The sequence below is a fragment of the Acetobacterium sp. genome (genome assembly GCF_030652775.1).
Lineage (GTDB): Bacteria > Bacillota > Clostridia > Eubacteriales > Eubacteriaceae > Acetobacterium.
Genome location: NZ_JAUSPS010000046.1, coordinates 17,711 through 38,081, shown reverse-complemented (window position 1 = coordinate 38,081; position 20,371 = coordinate 17,711). Strand labels below are relative to the sequence as shown.

The 20,371-nt window shown below is 44.5% G+C and carries 18 protein-coding genes and 2 riboswitches; all 18 genes read right to left on the bottom strand.

Translation table 11 applies throughout. The features are described from left to right. Positions 1 to 30 precede the first annotated feature (30 nt). The 18 genes from Q7J41_RS07980 to msrB all read right to left on the bottom strand — a co-directional run bounded on the left by Q7J41_RS07980 (position 31) and on the right by msrB (position 20,323). Positions 31 to 1,086, bottom strand: a complete 1,056-nt coding sequence (locus tag Q7J41_RS07980) for an ATP-binding protein (RefSeq protein WP_370650999.1) — start codon at positions 1,084 to 1,086, stop codon at positions 31 to 33. A gap of 72 nt (positions 1,087 to 1,158) precedes the next feature. After that, on the bottom strand, positions 1,159 to 1,893 hold the full coding sequence (locus tag Q7J41_RS07975) for an ABC transporter permease (RefSeq protein WP_304886927.1): 735 nt from the start codon (positions 1,891 to 1,893) through the stop codon (positions 1,159 to 1,161). Next, a complete protein-coding gene (locus tag Q7J41_RS07970; protein WP_304886925.1) occupies positions 1,893 to 2,732 on the bottom strand; it encodes an ABC transporter ATP-binding protein in 840 nt (279 codons plus the stop codon). The genes Q7J41_RS07975 and Q7J41_RS07970 overlap by 1 nt, the downstream gene beginning before the upstream one ends. A 121-nt stretch (positions 2,733 to 2,853) precedes the next feature. Beyond that, entirely contained in the window at positions 2,854 to 6,645 is a 3,792-nt protein-coding gene (cobN, locus tag Q7J41_RS07965; protein WP_304886924.1) for a cobaltochelatase subunit CobN, read from the bottom strand. Then, positions 6,633 to 7,736 carry an adenosylcobinamide amidohydrolase gene (locus tag Q7J41_RS07960; RefSeq protein WP_304886923.1) on the bottom strand — a complete coding sequence of 368 codons (1,104 nt, stop codon included), beginning with the start codon at positions 7,734 to 7,736 and terminating at the stop codon, positions 6,633 to 6,635. The genes cobN and Q7J41_RS07960 overlap by 13 nt, the downstream gene beginning before the upstream one ends. Positions 7,737 to 7,756: 20 nt before the next feature. After that, positions 7,757 to 8,983: an ABC transporter ATP-binding protein gene (locus tag Q7J41_RS07955; RefSeq protein WP_304886921.1), complete on the bottom strand. Its 1,227-nt coding sequence runs from the start codon at positions 8,981 to 8,983 to the stop codon at positions 7,757 to 7,759. Next, a complete protein-coding gene (locus Q7J41_RS07950; protein ID WP_304886919.1) occupies positions 8,980 to 10,038 on the bottom strand; it encodes an iron ABC transporter permease in 1,059 nt (352 codons plus the stop codon). The genes Q7J41_RS07955 and Q7J41_RS07950 overlap by 4 nt, the downstream gene beginning before the upstream one ends. An 11-nt stretch (positions 10,039 to 10,049) precedes the next feature. Next, positions 10,050 to 11,156 carry an ABC transporter substrate-binding protein gene (locus Q7J41_RS07945; protein ID WP_304886917.1) on the bottom strand — a complete coding sequence of 369 codons (1,107 nt, stop codon included), beginning with the start codon at positions 11,154 to 11,156 and terminating at the stop codon, positions 10,050 to 10,052. 95 nt (positions 11,157 to 11,251) lie between these two features. Continuing rightward, positions 11,252 to 12,469: an ABC transporter ATP-binding protein gene (locus Q7J41_RS07940; RefSeq protein ID WP_304886915.1), complete on the bottom strand. Its 1,218-nt coding sequence runs from the start codon at positions 12,467 to 12,469 to the stop codon at positions 11,252 to 11,254. A gap of 142 nt (positions 12,470 to 12,611) precedes the next feature. Continuing rightward, positions 12,612 to 13,634, bottom strand: coding sequence for an iron ABC transporter permease (locus tag Q7J41_RS07935; RefSeq protein WP_304886913.1), 1,023 nt, complete (start codon positions 13,632 to 13,634; stop codon positions 12,612 to 12,614). A gap of 13 nt (positions 13,635 to 13,647) precedes the next feature. After that, entirely contained in the window at positions 13,648 to 14,781 is a 1,134-nt protein-coding gene (locus tag Q7J41_RS07930; RefSeq protein ID WP_304886911.1) for an ABC transporter substrate-binding protein, read from the bottom strand. Positions 14,782 to 14,895: 114 nt separating this feature from the next. Next, positions 14,896 to 15,092, bottom strand: a riboswitch (cobalamin riboswitch). A 24-nt stretch (positions 15,093 to 15,116) separates the two neighbouring features. Then, entirely contained in the window at positions 15,117 to 15,440 is a 324-nt protein-coding gene (locus Q7J41_RS07925; protein ID WP_304886909.1) for an energy-coupling factor ABC transporter substrate-binding protein, read from the bottom strand. After that, the gene (locus Q7J41_RS07920) at positions 15,440 to 16,204 is read right to left on the bottom strand and encodes an energy-coupling factor ABC transporter permease (RefSeq protein ID WP_304886907.1); all 765 of its coding nucleotides are present in this window, start codon (positions 16,202 to 16,204) and stop codon (positions 15,440 to 15,442) included. Before Q7J41_RS07920 ends, Q7J41_RS07925 begins: the two co-directional genes overlap by 1 nt. 137 nt (positions 16,205 to 16,341) lie before the next feature. Beyond that, entirely contained in the window at positions 16,342 to 17,184 is an 843-nt protein-coding gene (locus Q7J41_RS07915; RefSeq protein WP_304886905.1) for an energy-coupling factor ABC transporter ATP-binding protein, read from the bottom strand. Positions 17,185 to 17,196: 12 nt separating this feature from the next. Next, positions 17,197 to 18,066 (bottom strand): cobalt ECF transporter T component CbiQ, encoded by an 870-nt coding sequence (gene cbiQ, locus Q7J41_RS07910; RefSeq protein WP_304886903.1) that lies wholly within the window; start codon positions 18,064 to 18,066, stop codon positions 17,197 to 17,199. Positions 18,067 to 18,108: 42 nt separating this feature from the next. Then, positions 18,109 to 18,882 carry a precorrin-6A reductase gene (gene cobK, locus Q7J41_RS07905; RefSeq protein WP_304886901.1) on the bottom strand — a complete coding sequence of 258 codons (774 nt, stop codon included), beginning with the start codon at positions 18,880 to 18,882 and terminating at the stop codon, positions 18,109 to 18,111. A gap of 115 nt (positions 18,883 to 18,997) precedes the next feature. Continuing rightward, a riboswitch (cobalamin riboswitch) is annotated at positions 18,998 to 19,193 on the bottom strand. Between the two features lie 145 nt (positions 19,194 to 19,338). Continuing rightward, a complete protein-coding gene (locus Q7J41_RS07900; RefSeq protein ID WP_304886899.1) occupies positions 19,339 to 19,824 on the bottom strand; it encodes a ferritin family protein in 486 nt (161 codons plus the stop codon). A 55-nt stretch (positions 19,825 to 19,879) separates the two neighbouring features. After that, positions 19,880 to 20,323, bottom strand: a complete 444-nt coding sequence (msrB, locus tag Q7J41_RS07895; RefSeq protein ID WP_304886897.1) for a peptide-methionine (R)-S-oxide reductase MsrB — start codon at positions 20,321 to 20,323, stop codon at positions 19,880 to 19,882. Positions 20,324 to 20,371: the final 48 nt, after the last annotated feature.

The window sequence follows — 20,371 nt, the reverse complement described above, 5'->3', positions numbered from 1 at the left end:
CCGCTCCCGGGGTCACTGTCCCGCAACTGATTATATGACGGCATCTCGAGCGCTCCCAACAGCATTGATAATCTGCTCAACCTTATCAAAATTGTAGACGCCTTCTTCAAATGGCGTGCGACGCAAGCGGTGAGGCAAGACCAGCTCTGCGGCTTCTCGCATATCGGCCGGGGCAACCTCGGTCTGGCCATTAAAAGCGGCAATGGTCATGGCGGTTTTGATCATGGCAATATCGGCTCGATGACCATCCACGTCCAGTTCGATGCTGATGTTCACCGCCATCTCCAGCACTTCATCACGATAGCTGACCTTTTCCAGCAGTTTCTTGGCTTTGAGAATGCGCTCGCGCAGATCCTGCTGGTCCGCCGTAAAGTGGTTGGCAAAGGCTTCCTTATCCTGTTCATAAGCCAGTCTGTTTTTAATGACAGCAATCCGCTGCTCGGGATTTCGTTCGCCGATCACGTCCACCACCATCCCGAACCGATCCAGCAGCTGGGGTCTTAAATCCCCTTCTTCGGGATTCATGGTGCCCACCAGAATAAACCGCGAGGGATGAAAAAAAGACACCCCTTCCCGCTCAATGGTGTTGACACCCATGGCTGCTGAATCCAGCAACACATCGACGATGTGATCATCCAGCAGATTCACCTCATCGACATAAAGAATGTTCCGGTTGGCCTGCGCCAGAATCCCCGGTTCAAACTTCTTTTCGCCTTTTTTGATGGCGTGTTCAATATCCAGGGTCCCCACCACCCGGTCTTCGGTGGCACTGACCGGCAGATCCACCACCTTCATGCGGCCAAAAACCTCCACAAAGGTCTGCTGATACTGATATTTTTCCAGACAGTCACTGCACATATTGGCTGGTTCCCGGGGATCACAGCCAAAGGCGCAGCCATCCACCTGGCTTCGGGTTGGCAGTAAATCAGCCAGTGCCCGAACCGCGGTGGATTTGGCCGTGCCCTTTTCCCCTCTAATTAATACCCCGCCCAAAAGGGGATTGATGATATTGAGAATCAAAGCCTTTTTCATCTTTTCCTGACCCACGATTCCGGTAAATGGATAGATAATATTTTTATTTTTCACGTTGTATCCTCTTTTATTTTAATATTTTATCTAATTATGCCCACAACTTCATTTTAGTTTGTCGTTACCATTTTATTCAACGGTTTTACAATGCCGCGCTCCCAGAACAAACAGCACCACCAGATAGGCAACCAGAATACCGGCGTGGAGCGCCATTTGCTGGGAAGATTCACCGGTCGTCCGTAAGGCAAGATTAGTATGGGTTAAGGGCAACAGGTAAATAATCCATTTTAATACTTCCGGCATCTTGTCAATGGGAAAAAAAGTTCCGCATAGAAATGACATCGGTGTGATCACAAAGCTGGTGAATTTGGCCATATCCGAATGGGAATTAACCAGCAGTCCAATTAAAAAGCCCAAAGCTGAAAAAACAAAACAGTTTAACAGCGCAATCACAATGAAGTAAGGTGTAATCACCAGATCATTGGTGAAAATTGATACCATGATAATAATCAGGGTGGCCGAATAAATACCATAGAATGCCCCCGATATGATTTTTCCCAATGCATAGACGGTCATATTTATCGGCGAGATCATATAATCTTCAAAGGTCTTGTAGAAAATTCTGGAAATATTAATGGTATTGGCGGTGTTGTTAAAACTGGTCATCATCGTGCTCATCCCAATAATCCCCGGGATAATATAGGCCATATAAGAGACCCCACCGATTTCAACCCCACTGCCCAATCCCCAGCCAAAGGCCACCAGATAAAGAACCGGTGAAATCAAAAAACTGATGCTAGTCGCCACAAATTTTCGTTTGAAAACAACAAACTCCTGCCAGAGAATACCGTATAATCCACTCATTATGATTCCACCCTTCTGTTTGTGAATTTTAAGAAGACATCCTCAAGGTTTGAGGGACGAATCCGGACATCACCTTCCAGAGAGCCGGCATATTCGTTGGCTTTTTCTCGGGTCGGAAAGAATTCTTCATGGGTTTCTCCGTCAGCAAAATATTCCACCGTTACCTTGCCGACCTCTTCGATTAAATTAGCTGGAGCGTCCAGTCTCAGCAGTTTCCCCTTATCAATAAGACCGACCCGATCACAGAGGATCTCGGCCTCTTCGATATAGTGGGTGGTCAGCAACACCGTTAGTCCCTTTGATTTCAACCGCTTTAGCAAATCCCACATTTTTCGACGAGCGGCGGCATCAAGCCCCACTGTCGGTTCATCCAGAAGCAGTAGTTCCGGCTCGTGAAGCAGGGCTCTGGCGATCATCAGCTTGCGCTTCATCCCGCCGGAAAAATTCTTGGTTAAATCATCTCTGCGTTCTGTGAGTTCGGTAAACTCAAGCATTTCATCAATTTTTTGGCGTCGCTTTTCTTTGGGCATCTTATATAGCATCCCGTGTACTTCCAGATTCTCCCAGGCTGACATTTCATTTTCCAAATTATTCTGCTGCGGCACGACCCCAATCTTTGCTTTGATCGAAATCAGATTCCGATCAATACTTTCTCCACCAATCACAATATCTCCACTTGTTTTTGGTGTCAGGGTACTGATCATTCTCACGGTTGTTGTTTTGCCAGCGCCATTAGGCCCCAACAGCCCAAAAAACTCCCCATCCGCAATGGTGAGATTAAGCGCATCAACCGCTGTCAGATTTTTATATTTTTTTGTCAAATCAATTATTTCAAGCATTTGTTTCCCTTCCTCTTAACCCTTTTAATTCTCCGATAATTGCAAAACTGTCCGCAACGCTCACGGCACTTTCGCAATTCCAAACAAACATTTTTTGTTACCCCTCGATCTTTTCACTAACTTATTCACTAAATTTTTCCATCTCCCCCTCAATGTCCATATAGATAGCCCGCAGTTTTTCCAGGCTTTCTGCTTTTGCCTCCCACATCCCTCGCTGAGCCGCCTCCAGCAGCCGTTCGGTCATGTTCTGGATGGCCCAGGGATTGACGTCCTTTATCCATTCCCGGCGCTCATCATTGAAGAGGAAGTTTTCGGTTATTTTTTCATACATCCAGTCTTCAACAATATCTGCGGTGGCATCCCAGCCAAAGACGAAGTCCACCATTCCCGATATCTCCTGAGCACCCTTGTAGCCATGTTCCTTCATGCCATCAAACCACTTGGGGTTTAAGATCCGCGAGCGCATGATTTTGGCGGTTTGTTCTTTAACATTGTTAAGTGCAACCCGCGCGGGATCACTGCTATCACCGCAATAGGAACGGGGTTTCTGCCCAGAAGCGGTACGGACTGCCGCGATCAGGCCACCGTGATAATTATAAAAATCATCACTCTCCAGCATATCAATTTCCATCGAGGATTCATTTTTTATAGTAATCTGCGCCTTGGACAATCTTCGGGCAAAAACCTCAGTGACGCATTTGCCATGGACTTTTTTGCCATAGGCATGGCCGCCCCAAAAAGTATATATCTTGCCCAGATCTGTAAAGTCTTCCCAGTTCTTGCTATTAATCAATTGGGTCACCCCAGCGCCATAGGTTCCTGGGGGATCACTAAAGATCCGCAGCCCCGCTTCTTCCTGGGCGGTTTCAATGCTGGCACCGTTTTGAATCAGCTCTCTTACCTCATTTTGAAAATTACGTTTGATGAAGTTTTCTTCATCGCTTTCATCCAGACTGGCCACCAGGTTAACCGCCTCTTCCACCGATTCAATCAGATTGGGAAAGGTGTCCCGAAACAACCCGGAAATCCGCAACGTCACATCCACCCGCGGTCGGCCCAGTTCGGAAGTAGGGATGACCTCCAGCCCAATCACCCGGTCTGAATTTTCCAGCCACTTGGGTTTCACTCCCAGCAGATAATAGACTTCAGCAATATCATCACCGGAAGTCTTCATGGTTTCGCCGGCATAGACCACAATCACCATGGTTTCGGGATAACACTTTTCGTCTTCTAAATAGCGGTCGATCATTTTTTGACCCAGTTGTTTACCAACCTCCCAGGCTGCCCGGGTCGGCACCGCCGCCGGATCAATGGCATAAAAATTGCGCCCGGTGGGTAGTATGCTGACTCGTCCCCGGGTGGGCGCTCCTGATCCCCCAGGCGGGACAAACTCGCCATTGACGCCCTTGACTAGATTGGTCATTTCATCGGTGGTGGCGGAAAGCTTTGGCATCAGGGTATTTTTCATAAATTTGAAGACCTTTTTTAAATCAACCAGATCAGCCAGATTAGCTGCTTTAAAATAATTTTTGATGTGGTCGTCAATGGCGTCTGATTCTGCCTTCTGTTGTAAGTAGTCCCGAACCAGCTCCCGACTGCTAGCTTCAATTTCATTAAATCTCATCAAGTTGGTGACCCCTTCGGCATCCCGATGCTGGGGATCATTTTTCAGAAATTCATAATCCATCCCCATCGCTTTGGCTGTTGCCTGGGTTAACGAAGGAATCTTTCCATTGGATAACCGCAGTAGGGCGCAAACCAATTGATAAAGCCGTTCCTCTTGCGGCACCTGTCCAAAAATATGGAGCCCGTCTTTAATCAGGGTATTCTTAATGCTTTCCACCCAGGTATGGAGTTTTTCTGCGAACACCGGGAAATCTGCTTCCATCTCGTCCTGGCTGATATTTAAGTCAGCGAGATAATTTTGTTCAATCACAATGGTTTCGATGTTTTTCTGAACAAAAGCGGTTTTTCCCTGATCGGTGCTAACTGCCCGGTAATATTGTTTGATCAGGTCGTCCAGCTCTTCCATCTCGTCATAGCTGCCGCTCTGCGCCATGGAGGGAATCAGATGATCCAGGATAACCGCATAAGACCGCCGCTTGGCCTGGATGCCTTCACCTTCGACGGTAATGCTGTAAGGGTATAGATTGGGCAGGTTAGAAATGGCAATATCAGGATAACAAGCTGCCGACAACCCGATTTCTTTGCCCGGCAGCCACTCCAGAGTGCCATGAGTTCCCACATGAATCACCACATCGGCCTTAAAGCCATTTTTCAGCCATTTATAATAGGCAATATACTGATGAGGTGGCACAATATCGGTACTATGATAAACCGCTTCGGCCTTGTCCTCATAGCCCCGGGCCGGCTGAAGACCGATAAATATGTTGCCATTGAGAATTCCCGGCACCGGCATCTGATCCTTAAAGACCATGTTTTCGCCGGGTGGATCGCCCCAATCCCGGATCATCTCGTCCTGAGCTTTGCTCTCCAGCGCCTTAAACCAGGGCTGGTAATCACGCTTATCAATCACCGCCACACTGCGCTTAATGGCCTGTTCGGCCGATAACCAGCGGGTGTCGTTGCTGACCGCATCGATGATTCTCTGGATAATCTCATCGCCGCCTTCAAAGTCGTATTCGGTTGTAATGCCATCGGCCACCAAGGCTTTTACCATGTCAAAAACACTTTGAGGTGAATCCAGACCAAAAGCACAACCGATCATATCATTTCGGGGTGGCATATTGTGAAAGAGGATGGCAATCTTTTTATCAATATTCTCCTTTTTCCGCAGCCTTGCCCAATTAAGGGCCAGTTCACAGACATTGACGACCCGATCCGCTATCGGTCGGTTAATGGTTTTATCGCCAATTTCATCTCTGACAAAAACTGAGTAGGCAATCGTAAACGACATAATCTGGCCGTCAAACTCCGGATAGTAAACACTTCCCGGAAAGGACATGGCGTCAATTCCGCGTAAATTTCCACACCAGTTTTCATAGCTCTGGAAGGTGGTCAGAGCCTTAATCACCGGTACATCGATGGCCTGATAAATGCTCTTTTCCACTGTTTTGGTGCCATCCCCGGGATCTGATAAAATACTCTGGGAATGGCTCATGGTATTAATGATCACATCGACATTTGCGATTCCGGCAGTGGTAAAAATATGATCCACTACCCATTTGAAGCCTAAACAGCCAATCGCCGGGTTGGGAGCCGAAGACGAAAATACCGCCAGCGGATAGGCACCCTGTTTTTTGACTTCTGCGATCAGGGCATCAATGTGTTCTAAATTGTTTTCCTGTACCAATTTGCTGTACATTAGAATAGCGACCACCGGTTTTTTGCTTGCCCGGGCTTCTTCAAGGGCGGTTTCAATGCTTTGTTCTTTGCTTGCTTCTTTACCCGGGCAATAAATGCCTTCCCAGTTGGAATGGCGGGGCTCGCCGTACTCGATGTTAAGCGAGCCATAATAAGCCCCCAAGTATTTGATCAGATTAATGCAGTTTTCAGTACTGGTATCCAGGGCATATTTCTGAATCTCGCCATGTTCCCAGGGGGAAATACCGGATTTTTTTAAGGCAAGGACGTTTTCTTCATCACAGCCTGACCAGATAAAAAAGCGTTTCTTGTTTTCAAATCGCTCCATCAAGGGTGCAAAGCTCTTGAATTGGGTGAGTCCGGCATGGATAAAGATGAGAATGAAATCGGCACTCTCCAGTTCTTCCAAGGCCGCATCGAATTCTTCGCTGGAATCATCCAGCTTGCTGCTGGTAAGAAAGCTGACAGCAATTTCCATTTCCTCTTTAATTTTAATGTTGTTGCGCCCTGCACTTTCAAAAATCCTAACGGCTTCTTTCAGATTATAGGTATGATCCATTGGTGAATGAATAAATGTTATCCGATACATGAGCGCTCCTCCAATAAACCAACTAAACAATCCGTCATCTTCTGCCCCATCGCTTCGATGAAACCTTCTTTTGTGATGCCTTGCCAGTCAATGCCATTAAACCCTGCCAACTGTGGATTCATCCGTTTTAATATCTGCTCGGCTTCAGAAGCTGTTTGTTCCATGTTAATCAGATCCCAATCGAACTGGTCTAAAAGATGGGCATAGAGAGAGATAAGAACAACCAGCTGAGGTTCTTTATCCAGTTTTTCCAGGTAGCAGACAAATTCCGGCTTGGCTAAATCATTCCCTGTTTTAAACTGATCCCAGATCCGATCCAGATTGATGCCAAATCGCTGCAGCCGTCTTAAAATGCTGAATTGCTGCTCGGGGCTAGCACCCGTCTGTAAAAAGAGCGCTTCTTTTACGGCTGGTTTAACCGCTAAACCGATCAGTTCCCCCAGTTTACTGTGTTTACCGGCAAACTGGTAATAATCCGGGGCTTCTCCGTTAGCAATCAAGATGGTTCCATCGGTTCCCGAACCAGTGGCCAATCCCCGGGAATACATACTTCCCAGCATCAGCTCTTGAATTGCCGCAGTTTTTGCCTCGGTGCAGGTGACCAGCGCCCGGGTCAGAGTCTCAGCCGGCATATTGCCATCGATATAGAGAATAATATTAATCGTCCCCGGTTTGATTTCATGATGCTTTCCATTGACTTCATGCCAGGTGGTGGGATCACCTACCCGACCACCATTGACTTCAATCCCACCAGTTACTATGGCAGTCACACTCAAGTCCTGATAGGAAGCAGTTTTAATAGCCACATTTTCCATCGCTGCGGCTGTCGTAATGCCTACGGTATAATCGGCATCCAAGCCCAGTTCTTCGGTAATAATCTTCATGTGTTCCTGATAAGTGTCAGCCCGGAGAGTACAAGCCACACCAGCACCCTGGGTGGCATCATGATTAAATACTGCCTTCAGTTCTTCAGAATAGCCGCCGTTCCGGTGGGCTGTTGATAAAACCTTTCGTTTTCCGTTAAAGGGTATGACGATGCTCTTCTGATAGCGATAAACACCCTCACCCGTTGGTAGTGTAAAAATCTGCATACCTTTCTCCTTCCATCTCATTACAAGATGCTCCCCAGTTTTTCCACTGGCATTGCGGTGGTGTTTAAATGTTTAAAAAAGTCACATGATTGATGGCATGAAAACATCTGTTTTTCTTGCCCACCGAAATAGTGTCGGCGCTCTTCTTCGGGCCGAAAGGTGATCACCTTTTTGCCTTTTGAAATGGCATAGCGAATGAGCTCCAGATTCTTCCGATTCATTTCTCGAACTGGAAACCCTGAATCAATCACCGTATCAATCCGGTCAATCATCTTTTTAGCACCCAAATAAGTGACATCATCAATCTCTTCAAAGGCAAAGGCACTTTTGATGGTCAACCCCATGGTTCGGGCGACCTCGTAATCGACATCATTTTCGTGAATGATGCCAGTCATGGCGCCAATATTATGTTTGGACAATAACCGATAAATCGGAATCCCGGTGCCATTTCCGGCGACCACAAAAACCGTGGGCTCGCCGCTGTTGGCAATTTCGATGGAACCGAGGAGGTTATTGTAACCGGCATTTTTTATCCCATAGAGCTGACTGATGGTTTCTTCATTAACCATATCTTCGGGGGCACCATAACCAACAATGTGGTTGTCACGAACGAGTAACACCGTTTCACAGCTTTTTAAGGCCAGATCAATTTCGTGAAGGGATAAAATAATGGTAATATTCTTTTCTTTGCTCAAATTTTTGAGGATATCGATTAATTCCAATTGATGCCGGATGTCCAGATGACTGGTTGGTTCATCCAGAATCATCACCTCCGGCTCCTGAACCAGAGCTCTTGCGACCATCACTTTTTGTCTTTCGCCATCGCTGAGCTCCTCAAAATTACGGGTTGCCAGATAATCGGCATTGACGGTAATCAGGGCTTCCTGAATCAGCTGATGATCGTGACTGGTCAGTTTTCCCAGCCGACTGGTGTAGGGATAACGTCCCATCGACACCACGTCGTAAACCCTCATCATTCCGGCCGAGAACTTTGTCGTTAAGACCACCGACAATTCTTTGGCCAGATCTTTCTTCTTTTTATCCAGCAGTTTTTCCTGATTAACATAAACCACCCCGTCAAGGGGATCCAGTAGACCCGATAAGGTTCTTAAAATTGTACTTTTTCCAGCGCCATTAGGACCCAGCAGACAGAGCACCTGGCCTCTGAAGCCAGAAATATCAACCGCGTCCACCACCACTTTTTTACCATAGCCGACTTTCAGGTTTTCTGTTTTTAAGGCAATCATAGACTTGTCCTCCTTTTCATTATCAAATAAATCACAATCGGAGCACCAATAAACGCCGTCACCGCACTAATGGGCAGTTCAACCGGAGCCAGAATCGTTCTAGAAATCAGGTCACAGCAGGCAGTAACACTCCCCCCCATCAGAATCGATCCCGGCACCAGTATTTTATTATCAGCGGTTTTAAATAACAGCCTGGCCAGATGTGGGATCGCCAGACCAATGAATCCCACCGGTCCGGCAAAGGCTGTCACCACGGCGGCCAGAATGCTGGTAATGGCCACTAAAAAAATGCGAAACCGTTTTATATTGACACCCATACTCATGGCATACTCTTCCCCCATCGAAAAAGCATTAAGCGGTTTGACTAAAAACACCAGTGAGCCGAAGATGGGAATACATAACGCCACAATAATCCGAACACTTGCCCAGGTAAATCCGGAGAAGCTTCCCAGTGTCCACACGACAAAGCCCTGCAGCGCTTCCTTTTCGGCAAATGATTGTAAGACACTGGTGACGGCACTGCAGATATAACCCATCATCAACCCGATCACCAACAGCGACACCACATCCTTTACCCGGGTCGCAAACATCAGCACCACGATCATCACAACCGAAGATCCCAGCAGGGCGGCCAGGAATAATCCCATTGGTGATACGGCCCCAAAACCGAGGCTAATCCCCCCCAGCATGACAAGAGCGACGCAGAGCACCGCACCTGATGAGATCCCTAAGACAAACGGTTCAACAATCGGATTTCGAAAGAACACCTGGAGCATAATGCCGGCCACTGCCAGGGCTGCCCCCCCCAGCAATGCCCCGATTGTGCGGGGAAATCGAATGTCCCAGACAATTTCACTCAAAACCGGGTCATAGTCACCAAAACGGAAGATTATTTTTATCAGTTCATCCAGTCCTATTTTAAGTGATCCAAATCCAACACAGAAAGAAAAGGTTAGAACCACCGCCACTGCCAATAATCCCATCAGCAATACCGATCTTCTGTTTAGTTTTTCTAATTCTGTGGTCATCTGGTCATTAAAATTATCCGTTTTCATTTCTTTTAGCATCAGTATTTTTTAAAATGTGTAGTTATTCCATCGCCATGGAAGATCGCGAACAGGTCGCTGATTACTTCATCGGTTTTATCAATGGACTGATAAAAATCTTTTCCCAGACACCAGACCTGACCATCCTGAACGGCCTTTAAGTTCGCCAGAATTGGCGATTGGGAGACCACCGAGTCCAGTGTTGGTGAGTACTGTTCTAGCGATGAGTAAATTAGAATGTCCGCATCCTTGGCGGTCGCATAAAATTCTTCCAGGGTAATGCCGCCGCTTCCAGCCGCCATATCCTTAAACACGTAGTCGCCGCCGCTCATTTCGATCATTTTTCCCACATAGGAATCATTCTCGGCAATATAAACCTTGCCACTGGATACCATCGCCCAAGCCACCTTGGGTTTTTCAGTTTTCTTTGCATCTTTAACGGTTGTCTCAATGTTCTTCACCGCCTGATTAAAAAAGGTAACTGCCTTATCCTCTTTGTCAAAGAAGGCGGCATAGAATTTAATCCATTCCATCCGACCGCGGGGATCTTCTTCGGTATACTCGTTGCACACGGCATAGTTAATTCCCAGTTCATCAAATTTTGCCATCATATCCTGGAGACCGTAATCACCCGAATATACTAATACCAGCTCGGGATCAAGTGACTTGATCATTTCATAGTCTGGTGCTTTATTGTCACCAACAAAAGTGATTGTTCCGGCCTTCATGGCATCAGCAATTTCAGCAATCGTCCATGATTCCTGTTTGGTGGTCACGGCTTTAATAAAGTCAACGGCATCCAGTGCCCGCATCATACAGCCTTGAGTCGCCGAAGCCAGCATCACACGATCCAGCTTGCCCTCAATAATCACGTCAGCATCCTGGTATTCATCGGGAACTTTTTTTCCTTCAGGAACCATCATAATAATGCGACCATCGGCATCGGTTAATTTTTTGACCTGATTATCCAGATATTCAACACTAAAGGCAGTGGAATAATCCAGTTTCAACATGTCATTACCACCCTCACTGGTTGTTTTGCCATTATTTGCACAGCCCATCACCAAAACTGTCAGCATTAATGCCAACATTCCAACACCAAGTTTCTTCAATAAATTTGTTTTCACGTTTAATGTCACTCCTTTTTAGTTTTTATTTCAGGTTATTGCGAAAGTGCTGCACGCTTCTCGTTCAGTTTCGCACTTGCCATTTTTTTATTTCCTTAACTACACAAGCTGATGCTGCTCATTTCATCCGAATCAAGCTTTAATTTTTCGCTATTGATCATAGCTCCAATCGTTTCAAATTGTTGAACCTCCGCTTTGCTTTTCAGCGTTTGCTTACGCAAGCTCAAAATGGATTTATTGGTGTTATAAGCCAGTTCTAAAAGCTGCCGGTTCCGATTGGTCTCGCCATCCAGATCAAATCCGGTATCGATGATAACCTCACATTTCAGCATCGCTTTGCAGGCCTGTTCATAAATCACATCACTGATTGGGCGGAAGCTCTTTTCAAAAATCGTCTGTCTGGCAAGACTCATCGCCACCTGATAGTCCACGTCATTGTGGTACAAAACCCCAGTACAAAATGAAATACCGCTTTTATGCAGCGCCCGGTAGCATCGTGTCCCATAGCCATCCCCGCCGAAAACAAACACCCGGGAGTCCGACATGCAGGTTCTCGGCAATTCCACACTTCCCATCAACATATTAAAGCTTCCGGCTTCAATACCATAGAGTGTTTTAATGACACCATCATTTAATACATCTTCCGGACAACCCGACCCGAATATTGTATTATCCTTTACCAGAATAATGGTGTCGGCCAATTTAGCAGCCAGATCGACTTCATGAAGAGACAGAATGACGGTTACATTTTGCTTTACGGCCATACTTCTGAGAATCCCCAACAATTCAATTTTATGACGGATATCAAGATAGGAAGTTGGTTCATCCAGGATAATGATTTCCGGTTGTTGACAAATGGCTCGTGCTAACAAAACCCGTTGTTTTTGACCGTCACTTAAATGGGTAAACTCCTGATCCATCAGATCCAGAACACTGACTGCCTCCATCGATTCTTCAATAATCCGGTGATCATCGTCAGTCAGCTTTCCAAAATGATTGGTATAGGGATAACGGCCGGTTGCCACCACTTCTTCACAGGTCATCAGTTCCGGTGCCACTTTTTCGGTTAACACCACTGATAAGCGTTTTGCTACCTCTACGCTATTTAAGCTGTTCATATCCTCTTTGGCGATAAAAACTGTCCCGGCTATTTTTTTTAAATGTTTGGAGATGCTTCTCAGAATGGTCGACTTGCCAGAGCCATTGGGACCTAGCAAACATAAGATTTTGCCTTTTTCGACCCCAATATTAATGTTCTTTATTAATGCCTTACCACCGTAGCCGACCGATAAATTATCTGTTTTAAAATACATCGCTATTCAGAACTGATTATTTCAGTCCCTCCTCCTTTTGATAAATGATCATTCAATCAATACGATTCCCTTCATTTATTTAGGTTTCTTAATGTACTTTTTTCTAAATAAACAAAATTCTGGCTGTCGCTAAATTTATTCTCTATTTTTTCTGTTTTAACAACAACCAGATCACAAATGGGGCACCAAAGAATGCTGTTACGGTCCCGATCGACAATTCAGTTGGGGCAAACAGTGTTCGGGCAAGGATATCACAGAAAACACAGAATACCGATCCGGCTAAAAAAGTCGTTGGAATGATAATAATGGGTTTTGAAGTATTCATAAGAATTTTTGCGATCTGTGGCACCGCAATTCCCACAAAAGCGATGGGACCGGCAAATGCAGTCACAGTGGCTGAGAGCAGACTTGAAAACAAAACCAGAAGAATCCGAAACCACTTGATATTGATGCCCATACTTTGTGCATATCCTTCTCCTAATTGATAGGCCCCAATTGGTTTAGATAACATCATGACAACAAGTAGCGAAATAAAGACAATGATTGCCATCACCCCGATATCTGACCATCCAATTCCTGAAAAACTACCCATCGACCAGTTCGTCAGATTTGCAATCTCCCGTTCCTGCGCAAAATTCACAAAGAAATCAGTCAATGCTGAACAAATATACCCAATCATCACACCGACCAGTAACAGCATCGACATGTTTGAAACTTTTCTAGCTGCCAGTAACACAAATCCCATCGACACCAACGAGCCGGCAAATGCTGCGAGCACGATAATCCCTGATGGCAAGGCGTTGACATACCGCATCAAAACAATCATCGTGAAGCCAACAAACATTTTCGACCCTGAAGAAATTCCCAATACATAGGGACCGGCAATCGGATTTCTAAAAAATGTCTGAAGTAAAAAACCAGCTACTGATAATGCTCCGCCCAGTATGGCTGCCGCGATTAATCGCGGCAGTCTTATTTTCCAGATAACATTACTTTCAACTGAGCCTTCCTGTGCTCCGAATACAATGATCTTAAAAATATCTTTGACTGGCATATCGACACTACCAGAATTGATACTAAAGATTAAAGCTCCAATTAATGCCAGCATCAACAGCATAAACACAATTTGATAATGCGCTATTTTGCCAACTCTACTTATTTTCATTTTTGAAACTGACCTACTGTAATCGATAGAGATAGGTTAAATCATCTTTGGAATTATCGGTTACCGTAATCGCCGTATTAATATCCGAAATCATATTACCCAGTGTCGCTGTTACCTGCCAGAAGTCCTGCCGGGTACTCCAGACCGTTTTGTTTTTTACCGCTTTCAGATCGGCAAAAAGCGGATCTTTGGCAACCAGCTCATCCAGCTTTGTCAATTGTTCTGTTGAACTGAAATCAATATAAATAATGTAATCAGCATCAGCAGCCGTCTGATAAAAAGTTTCAGAATCCATTTTTGTCGTTCCACCTTCATCCACTTTCAGATCCCCTGGACAATAGCTTCCACCCGCCAAATCAATCATTTTTGCGAAATAATCTCCGGCATTTCTGACATAACAACTTCCATTTGATACGCGATAGAACGCCAGCACGGTTTTTCCGGTTGACTTAGCGTTAATTGAGTCAACAACTTTTTCCTGTTCTTCAAACAAAGTTTGAGCTTCATCTTCTTTATCAAACAGAATCCCAAAAAGTTTTACCCACTCAATCCGAGCTAGAGGATGTTGTTCATCTGATGAACGATCCACCATATAGTTAAGACCCAGCTCCTTGAATTTATCCGACACTTCGGGGTGCGTATCCAACATCCCTGAATAGATCAGCAATTGCGGTTGTTTTGATGCCAGTATTTCGTAATCGGGTGTATCATAATTCCCGATATATGTAATCTGTCCCGAATCCATAGCTGCACCGACCGCTTCGATATACCAACTATCTCTTTTTTGTGTCGTTAATGTGGCGGCATCTAATGCATCAATACCCGTCATCAACGATGCCGCGGTTGTTGATCCCAGACAGACATTGGTTAACGGCAATTGCAGCACCACCAGATCTGCATCAAGATTTTCTGGTACACTCTTTCCTTCAGGAACCGCCAGATAACGTGATCCGTCTTTTAAGGTAATGATTTTATAGCCACCCTTATAAAAATCCACTGAAAAATTCTGTGCATATTTTAGTTCCATTGCTGAATCAAATTCTAGCTTTCCATCCACATTCTCCGACAAACTGCTGCATCCTGCCAGGCAGAATAAACCCGCAATCATCACGACACACAACGCCAACACACGTCTTAACTTTCTCATTATTAATCTCCTAAAATTTTTTCTAATCAGTTAGATAAAAAAAGGCTCATTGTCTCTAAATAAGACAATGAGCCCGTAAAACGGCACACAAATAAAACCTTTTTCTGTCTCTCGCAGAGTTTTGCATAAACAGGCAGGTCTTCTGGCTCAAGCGTCAACATTACCTCCTACCTTCCCATATTACTACAGTGGCATTCCTGGAGGAACTCTTCTCTTACAGCGGCGGGACCGCGTGGGATTTTCACCCATCTTCCCTTTTAATCGGCTCATAATACGTGATTACAGCCGACACCTGTTCTTTTGAATATTAAATTGAGTCAATCTGAATACTGAAACTAGTTGGCTTTACTCAGTCCGTCTTCTTTTTTCTTTCGTTCCACAAATCGACCCATAATAAAGGCAATAATTCCTACCCCAATACCAGTCTGAATACAGAAGAATAAACTTTCCAATTCCCCAGGCAATTCTCCCCCCAGTGCGGTTTCCATAATTGGTGTAAACCAAGGCTCATATTCGCCACCTTGAATTTCAGAAACAACAACACTTCCGGCATTATCGGCACCACCAAATTCAGCACCTCTTAAAGCAAATAAGGGAACAAGAATCATTAAACCTACCAGAATCAATAACCCAATCACTGTTTTTTTTGTCTTTGTCATTATCTTACGCCTCCAGTCAGGTATCCAAGATCATTTAATTCAGGTTGAGCATATGTTTCCAGACCAATAATAATTACAACCGTCAGAATCCCTTCAATAATTGCCAGCGGAATTTGAGTTGGTGCAAATACGGCCAGAAATTTGATTGAAGATGCTGCAACACCACCTGCTTCCGACGGATAAGCAAGTGCCAGCTGAAAACTGGTTATAAGGTAGGTGAAAAAATCTCCCAGAGCTGCCGCCAGAAATACAACCACATGTTTGTTAATTTTTAATTTTAAGCCTAATTTATAAATACCATAAGCAGCAAATGGACCGGCAACAGCCATCGAGAATGTATTCGCTCCCAAGGTTGTCACACCACCGTGAGCAAGCAGGGTTGATTGAAAAACCAATACAATCAGTCCTAAAATACTAATCGGAGCTGGTCCGAAAAGAATTGCTCCCAATCCTGTTCCGGTCATATGAGAGCAACTGCCCGTGACCGATGGTATTTTTAAAGATGATAACACGAAAACATAGGCTCCCGCCATTGCCAATAACGTGATGGTTTTAGGATTTTCTTTAAGCGTTTTTTTCATTGACATGTAACCCGCAATCAAAAACGGAATACAGATGACACCCCAGGCAATACAAAAACCGACTGGAAGATAACCTTCCATAATGTGCATAGCGTTGGCTACCGGGGTAAACCCGAATACCAAAGCAATTGCTGCCACAACAGCAATGAATCTTTTTTCTCTGATGTTTAAACTTGTGTTCATAGTTCCTCCTCTTTTTTTATCTTTATCTTAAGGGTTCGTGACACTCTTGAGCGCTCATTTCAAATCTCACAAAACCATCTTAATCGATATAATTTAATTAATTATTTTTATTCTTCCAAACCATCAGCAATGATGGTTCATGCGAACTTAAATTGTTTTTCCAGTAAGACCTTCAGATCCTGGGGGCTGGTGGGATAGTCTTTTGTATCCGCTACCATTTTTTTCTCCACCAGCATCTCATAAACATCCAGCATCGCTGGCCGCTTCAGATTTGCCTGTTCCAGAATTCCAGTATTTTTAAAAATATCCAGCGGCGTCCCATCGGCAATGATCTTTCCTTGATCAAAAACAATAGCCCGTTCTGCCCATCGGTAGGCAAAGTCTACATCATGAGTAGAGATCAGCATGGTTTTTCCTTCTTCGCCAAGCTTCACCAAAACCTCCTCCAGCATCTGAGCATTGAGTGGATCCAGAGCTGCCGTCGGTTCGTCAAAAATAATCACTTCCGATTTCATAGCAATGACATCGGCTATGGTCACACGTTTTTTTTCACCGCCACTTAAATAATGGGGTGGCCGGTCTTTAAAATCCAGGATGTTCATATAGGATAAGGCCTCTTCAACCCGTTCGATGACTTCTTCTTTCGGTAATTTTAGATTCATCGGGCCAAAACCAACCTCTGCCATCACTGTAGACGCAATAATCTGATTATCGGCCTCCTGAAACACGATGCCAATATTTTTACGCAATTCTCGTAAATTCTTTTTGTTAATAACGGTACCCTGATAGCTGATTTCCCCATGATCAGCCTTTAATACCCCATTGGCATTGAGGAAAAAAGTGGACTTTCCGGAGCCATTGGATCCGATCACCGCAATTTTTTCTCCTTTATAAATATCCACACTGATACCGTCCAGTGCCGGATTACCGTTTCCATAGCTGTAATGCAGATTGTTAACCTTAAGTATTGGTTCTCTCATAATCGATCCCTTCTAATGTGTCATAATCCCAAGTATAATCAGAAAAATAATAAAGGCTGCGCCGATGACCAGATGCCTCATTGGCATCTTTTTTTCATCTTCCAGGAAAATCAGATCGCCTTCATACCCTCTCGCTTCCATGGCCGTATAGTAGGCATTGGCCTTTTTTAATGAAACCACCAGCAGATTGCTGGCGACACTACCAAAGGTAGTGCAGGACGTTTTAAAATCGCAGTACCCCTGCCGCGAATCGGCCGAATTTCTCATGTTGTTAAAAACATCCATCAAAATAAAAATATAGCGATAGATCAGGTTCATCAGCTCAATAATTAACTTCGGCACATGGGCTTTTCGGAGTACCCCAATAATTTCAGAAGACGGTGTCGACAAGGTCATCATGATCATCGCACTGATGGCTCCGAAAACTTTTAACATCAGAAACGCCATTTCCTGGAGTTTGTCCACTGAGGTGAATAGATAGCCAAAGCCTAGAAAAAGATTGAATTGTCCGATCGGCTGGCTAGAAAAATCAACCCCGATGGCAATGGTTCCCATGATAATAAAGGTAATCGGGATCATCAGTACGGAAATATATGCCGCCAGCGACAGGCCACCCTTTAGCACCGTTAAATAAGCCATCCCGATAATCACCGCGATCGACACAAAGGGATTATTCAGCCCAATGCACAGTAGCAGCGTCAAAAAAGAAAAGACGACCTTAAAAGTAGGATTCCAGCATCGGAGCTTCGAGGCATAGGCATAAAAATCAATGGCTGATCCTTCCCCATGTTTATGCCCGATTTTATGGTGGTGTGTCACTTGATGTTCGGCTTTTTCACTGGTTCTAATAAAGTTGATTGATTTACCTAAACTATTTTCCATTTGAAGACTTTACCTTTCAGTATTTCATGATTACTGATACAATCAACCCGCATCAATTCTATCCACACATTTCAACAGTTCTTCCACCGAACTGAATTTATTGTTGCAGCACGCTTCGATCCGATCGACGAGGATGATCTTCATTCCCAGTTTTTTAGCGGCATTGATCTTGTCGACCACGCCCCCCATATTACCACTTTCTTTAGTCACCAGTACCGCTGCCTGGCAATATTTGAACAATTCGATGTTTAAGGCCTCGTTATACGGTCCTTTAATCGCGATAATATTTTTGGGGCTGAATCCCAGGCTTTCGCATTTGCTCAAAACCTTCCAGTCCGGCAATACTCGCAGATAAACCCGCTGTGAATAGTCGGGAATTTTTTTAAACGTCTCAATCTTATTGCTTCCCAGGGTCAGCAGAATATTACCTTCGCAGTTCATCAGGACATCACAGGCTTCCCCATAGTTCTTGACAATGGTAATGTCCGGGTCATCCTCATAGCTCACCCGCTCCCGCTCATAACGAATATAGGGCAGGGCTTCATATTTGCAGACATTGATGGCATTGCGGGTTATTTCTGTCGAAAAGGGATTGGCAGCATCAATTAAACAGGTCGGTTTAAGTGTTCTGATTAACTGGGTAATATGCTCCTTGTTCAGTTTGCCCTGATAAATATCCAGATTTTTGAACTCATCCAACATACCAGCGCCTAATCGGGTGGTGACCGTCACTGCCGCGTCATAATTTTTTTCTAATAGTCTCTCAATTACTGTCTTGGCATCGGTTGTCCCGGCTATTACTAATACTTTTGACATCTTGCTCCATCACTCTCCATTTACATTTTTGCACAAAAAAACCTCATTATCTCTAAACAAGACAATGAGGTCGCAAAAATGCGTACAAAAATAAACCTCCTCTATCTCTCGTAGAGTTTGAGATATACAAACAGGCAGGTCTTCTGGCTCAAGCGTCAACATTACCTCCTGCCGTCCCAACAAAGTGGTGGCATTCCTGGAGGAACTCTTCTCTTACAGCGGCGGGACCGCGGGGGATTTTCACCCCTCTTCCCTTTTCACCGGCTTATAATACATTGATTACAGCCGACACCTGTTATATTATTATTAAATTTAAGTTTCAATGTACTATATCAAATAAATTAAAACTTGTCACGGATTTTTTTTTACAAAATGGCTGAACTATTCTTCTGTGAAGAGAGTTCAACCCTTTATCTTTTTTTATTTTAATCCTTAAATGATTTGCAACGATCCGTTTTAGTATTCTTCCCGGACACCAAATTCAGCATCTTCCACCCATTCCTCTGGTCGTTCAACCAGGTTGATCAGGTTATCAAAGATTTTAAAATGGTTTTCTTCCTGCTTGACCAGGTAACCGAATAATTTTTTCGTTTGTTCATCTGTTGTTTCTTTGAAAAATTTTTCATACAGTTCAATGCTATCTTTTTCCATTTGCAAGGCCATCCGATAGACATCTAATTGATTGGGAATTTTTTCAAATTTATTTTTAAATTCACCTCTGTCTTTAAATACGTTGTCGGTATGGGAGAGTGTTTCATTGTCGCCCAATTCATAGGTTATTTTTTTTAACTCATTTTCCAAAAGCACCGCATGACCTTTCTCATCATCTGCCAAAAATAAAAATATGACATTCAAAGGGTTGTCCTGATTGCTTTCCGCTTGTTCCCGGTAATACTTTTCGCCGTCGTGTTCCATTTTTATTGCAAATTCAATACTGTTCATTCACTTTCACCTCTCATTATTTATAAATCGTCGCTTTCGCGATTAACCGATCAATCTAATCAACAAATTTCAAATAGTCACCGTAACCCTGAGCTTCCATTTCGTCGGCCGGGATAAAGCGGAGGGAGGCACTGTTGATGCAGTATCGCAAGCCCCCGGTGGTGATCGGGCCATCCTCAAACACATGACCCAGGTGGGCATCGCCGGTGACGCTGCGCACCTCGGTGCGCTTCATCCGTAGGGTGGTGTCACTGAGTTCTTTGACAACTTCGGGATCGATCGGCTTGGCGAAGCTGGGCCAGCCGCAGCCCGATTCAAATTTGTCGCTGGAGGAAAAAAGCGGTTCGCCGGTGGTGATATCCACATAAAGCCCCTTGCGATATTCGTTATAGTATTTATTTTCAAACGGTGGTTCGGTGGCATTTTTCTGGGTCACCGCATATTGATCCGGCGTCAGCGTTTTTATTAAGGTGTCCTGATCTTTTTTTTCGTATTTCACAGTGGTTCCTTCCTTTCCTGTCATTACTTAGTTATTACCCCATTTTTA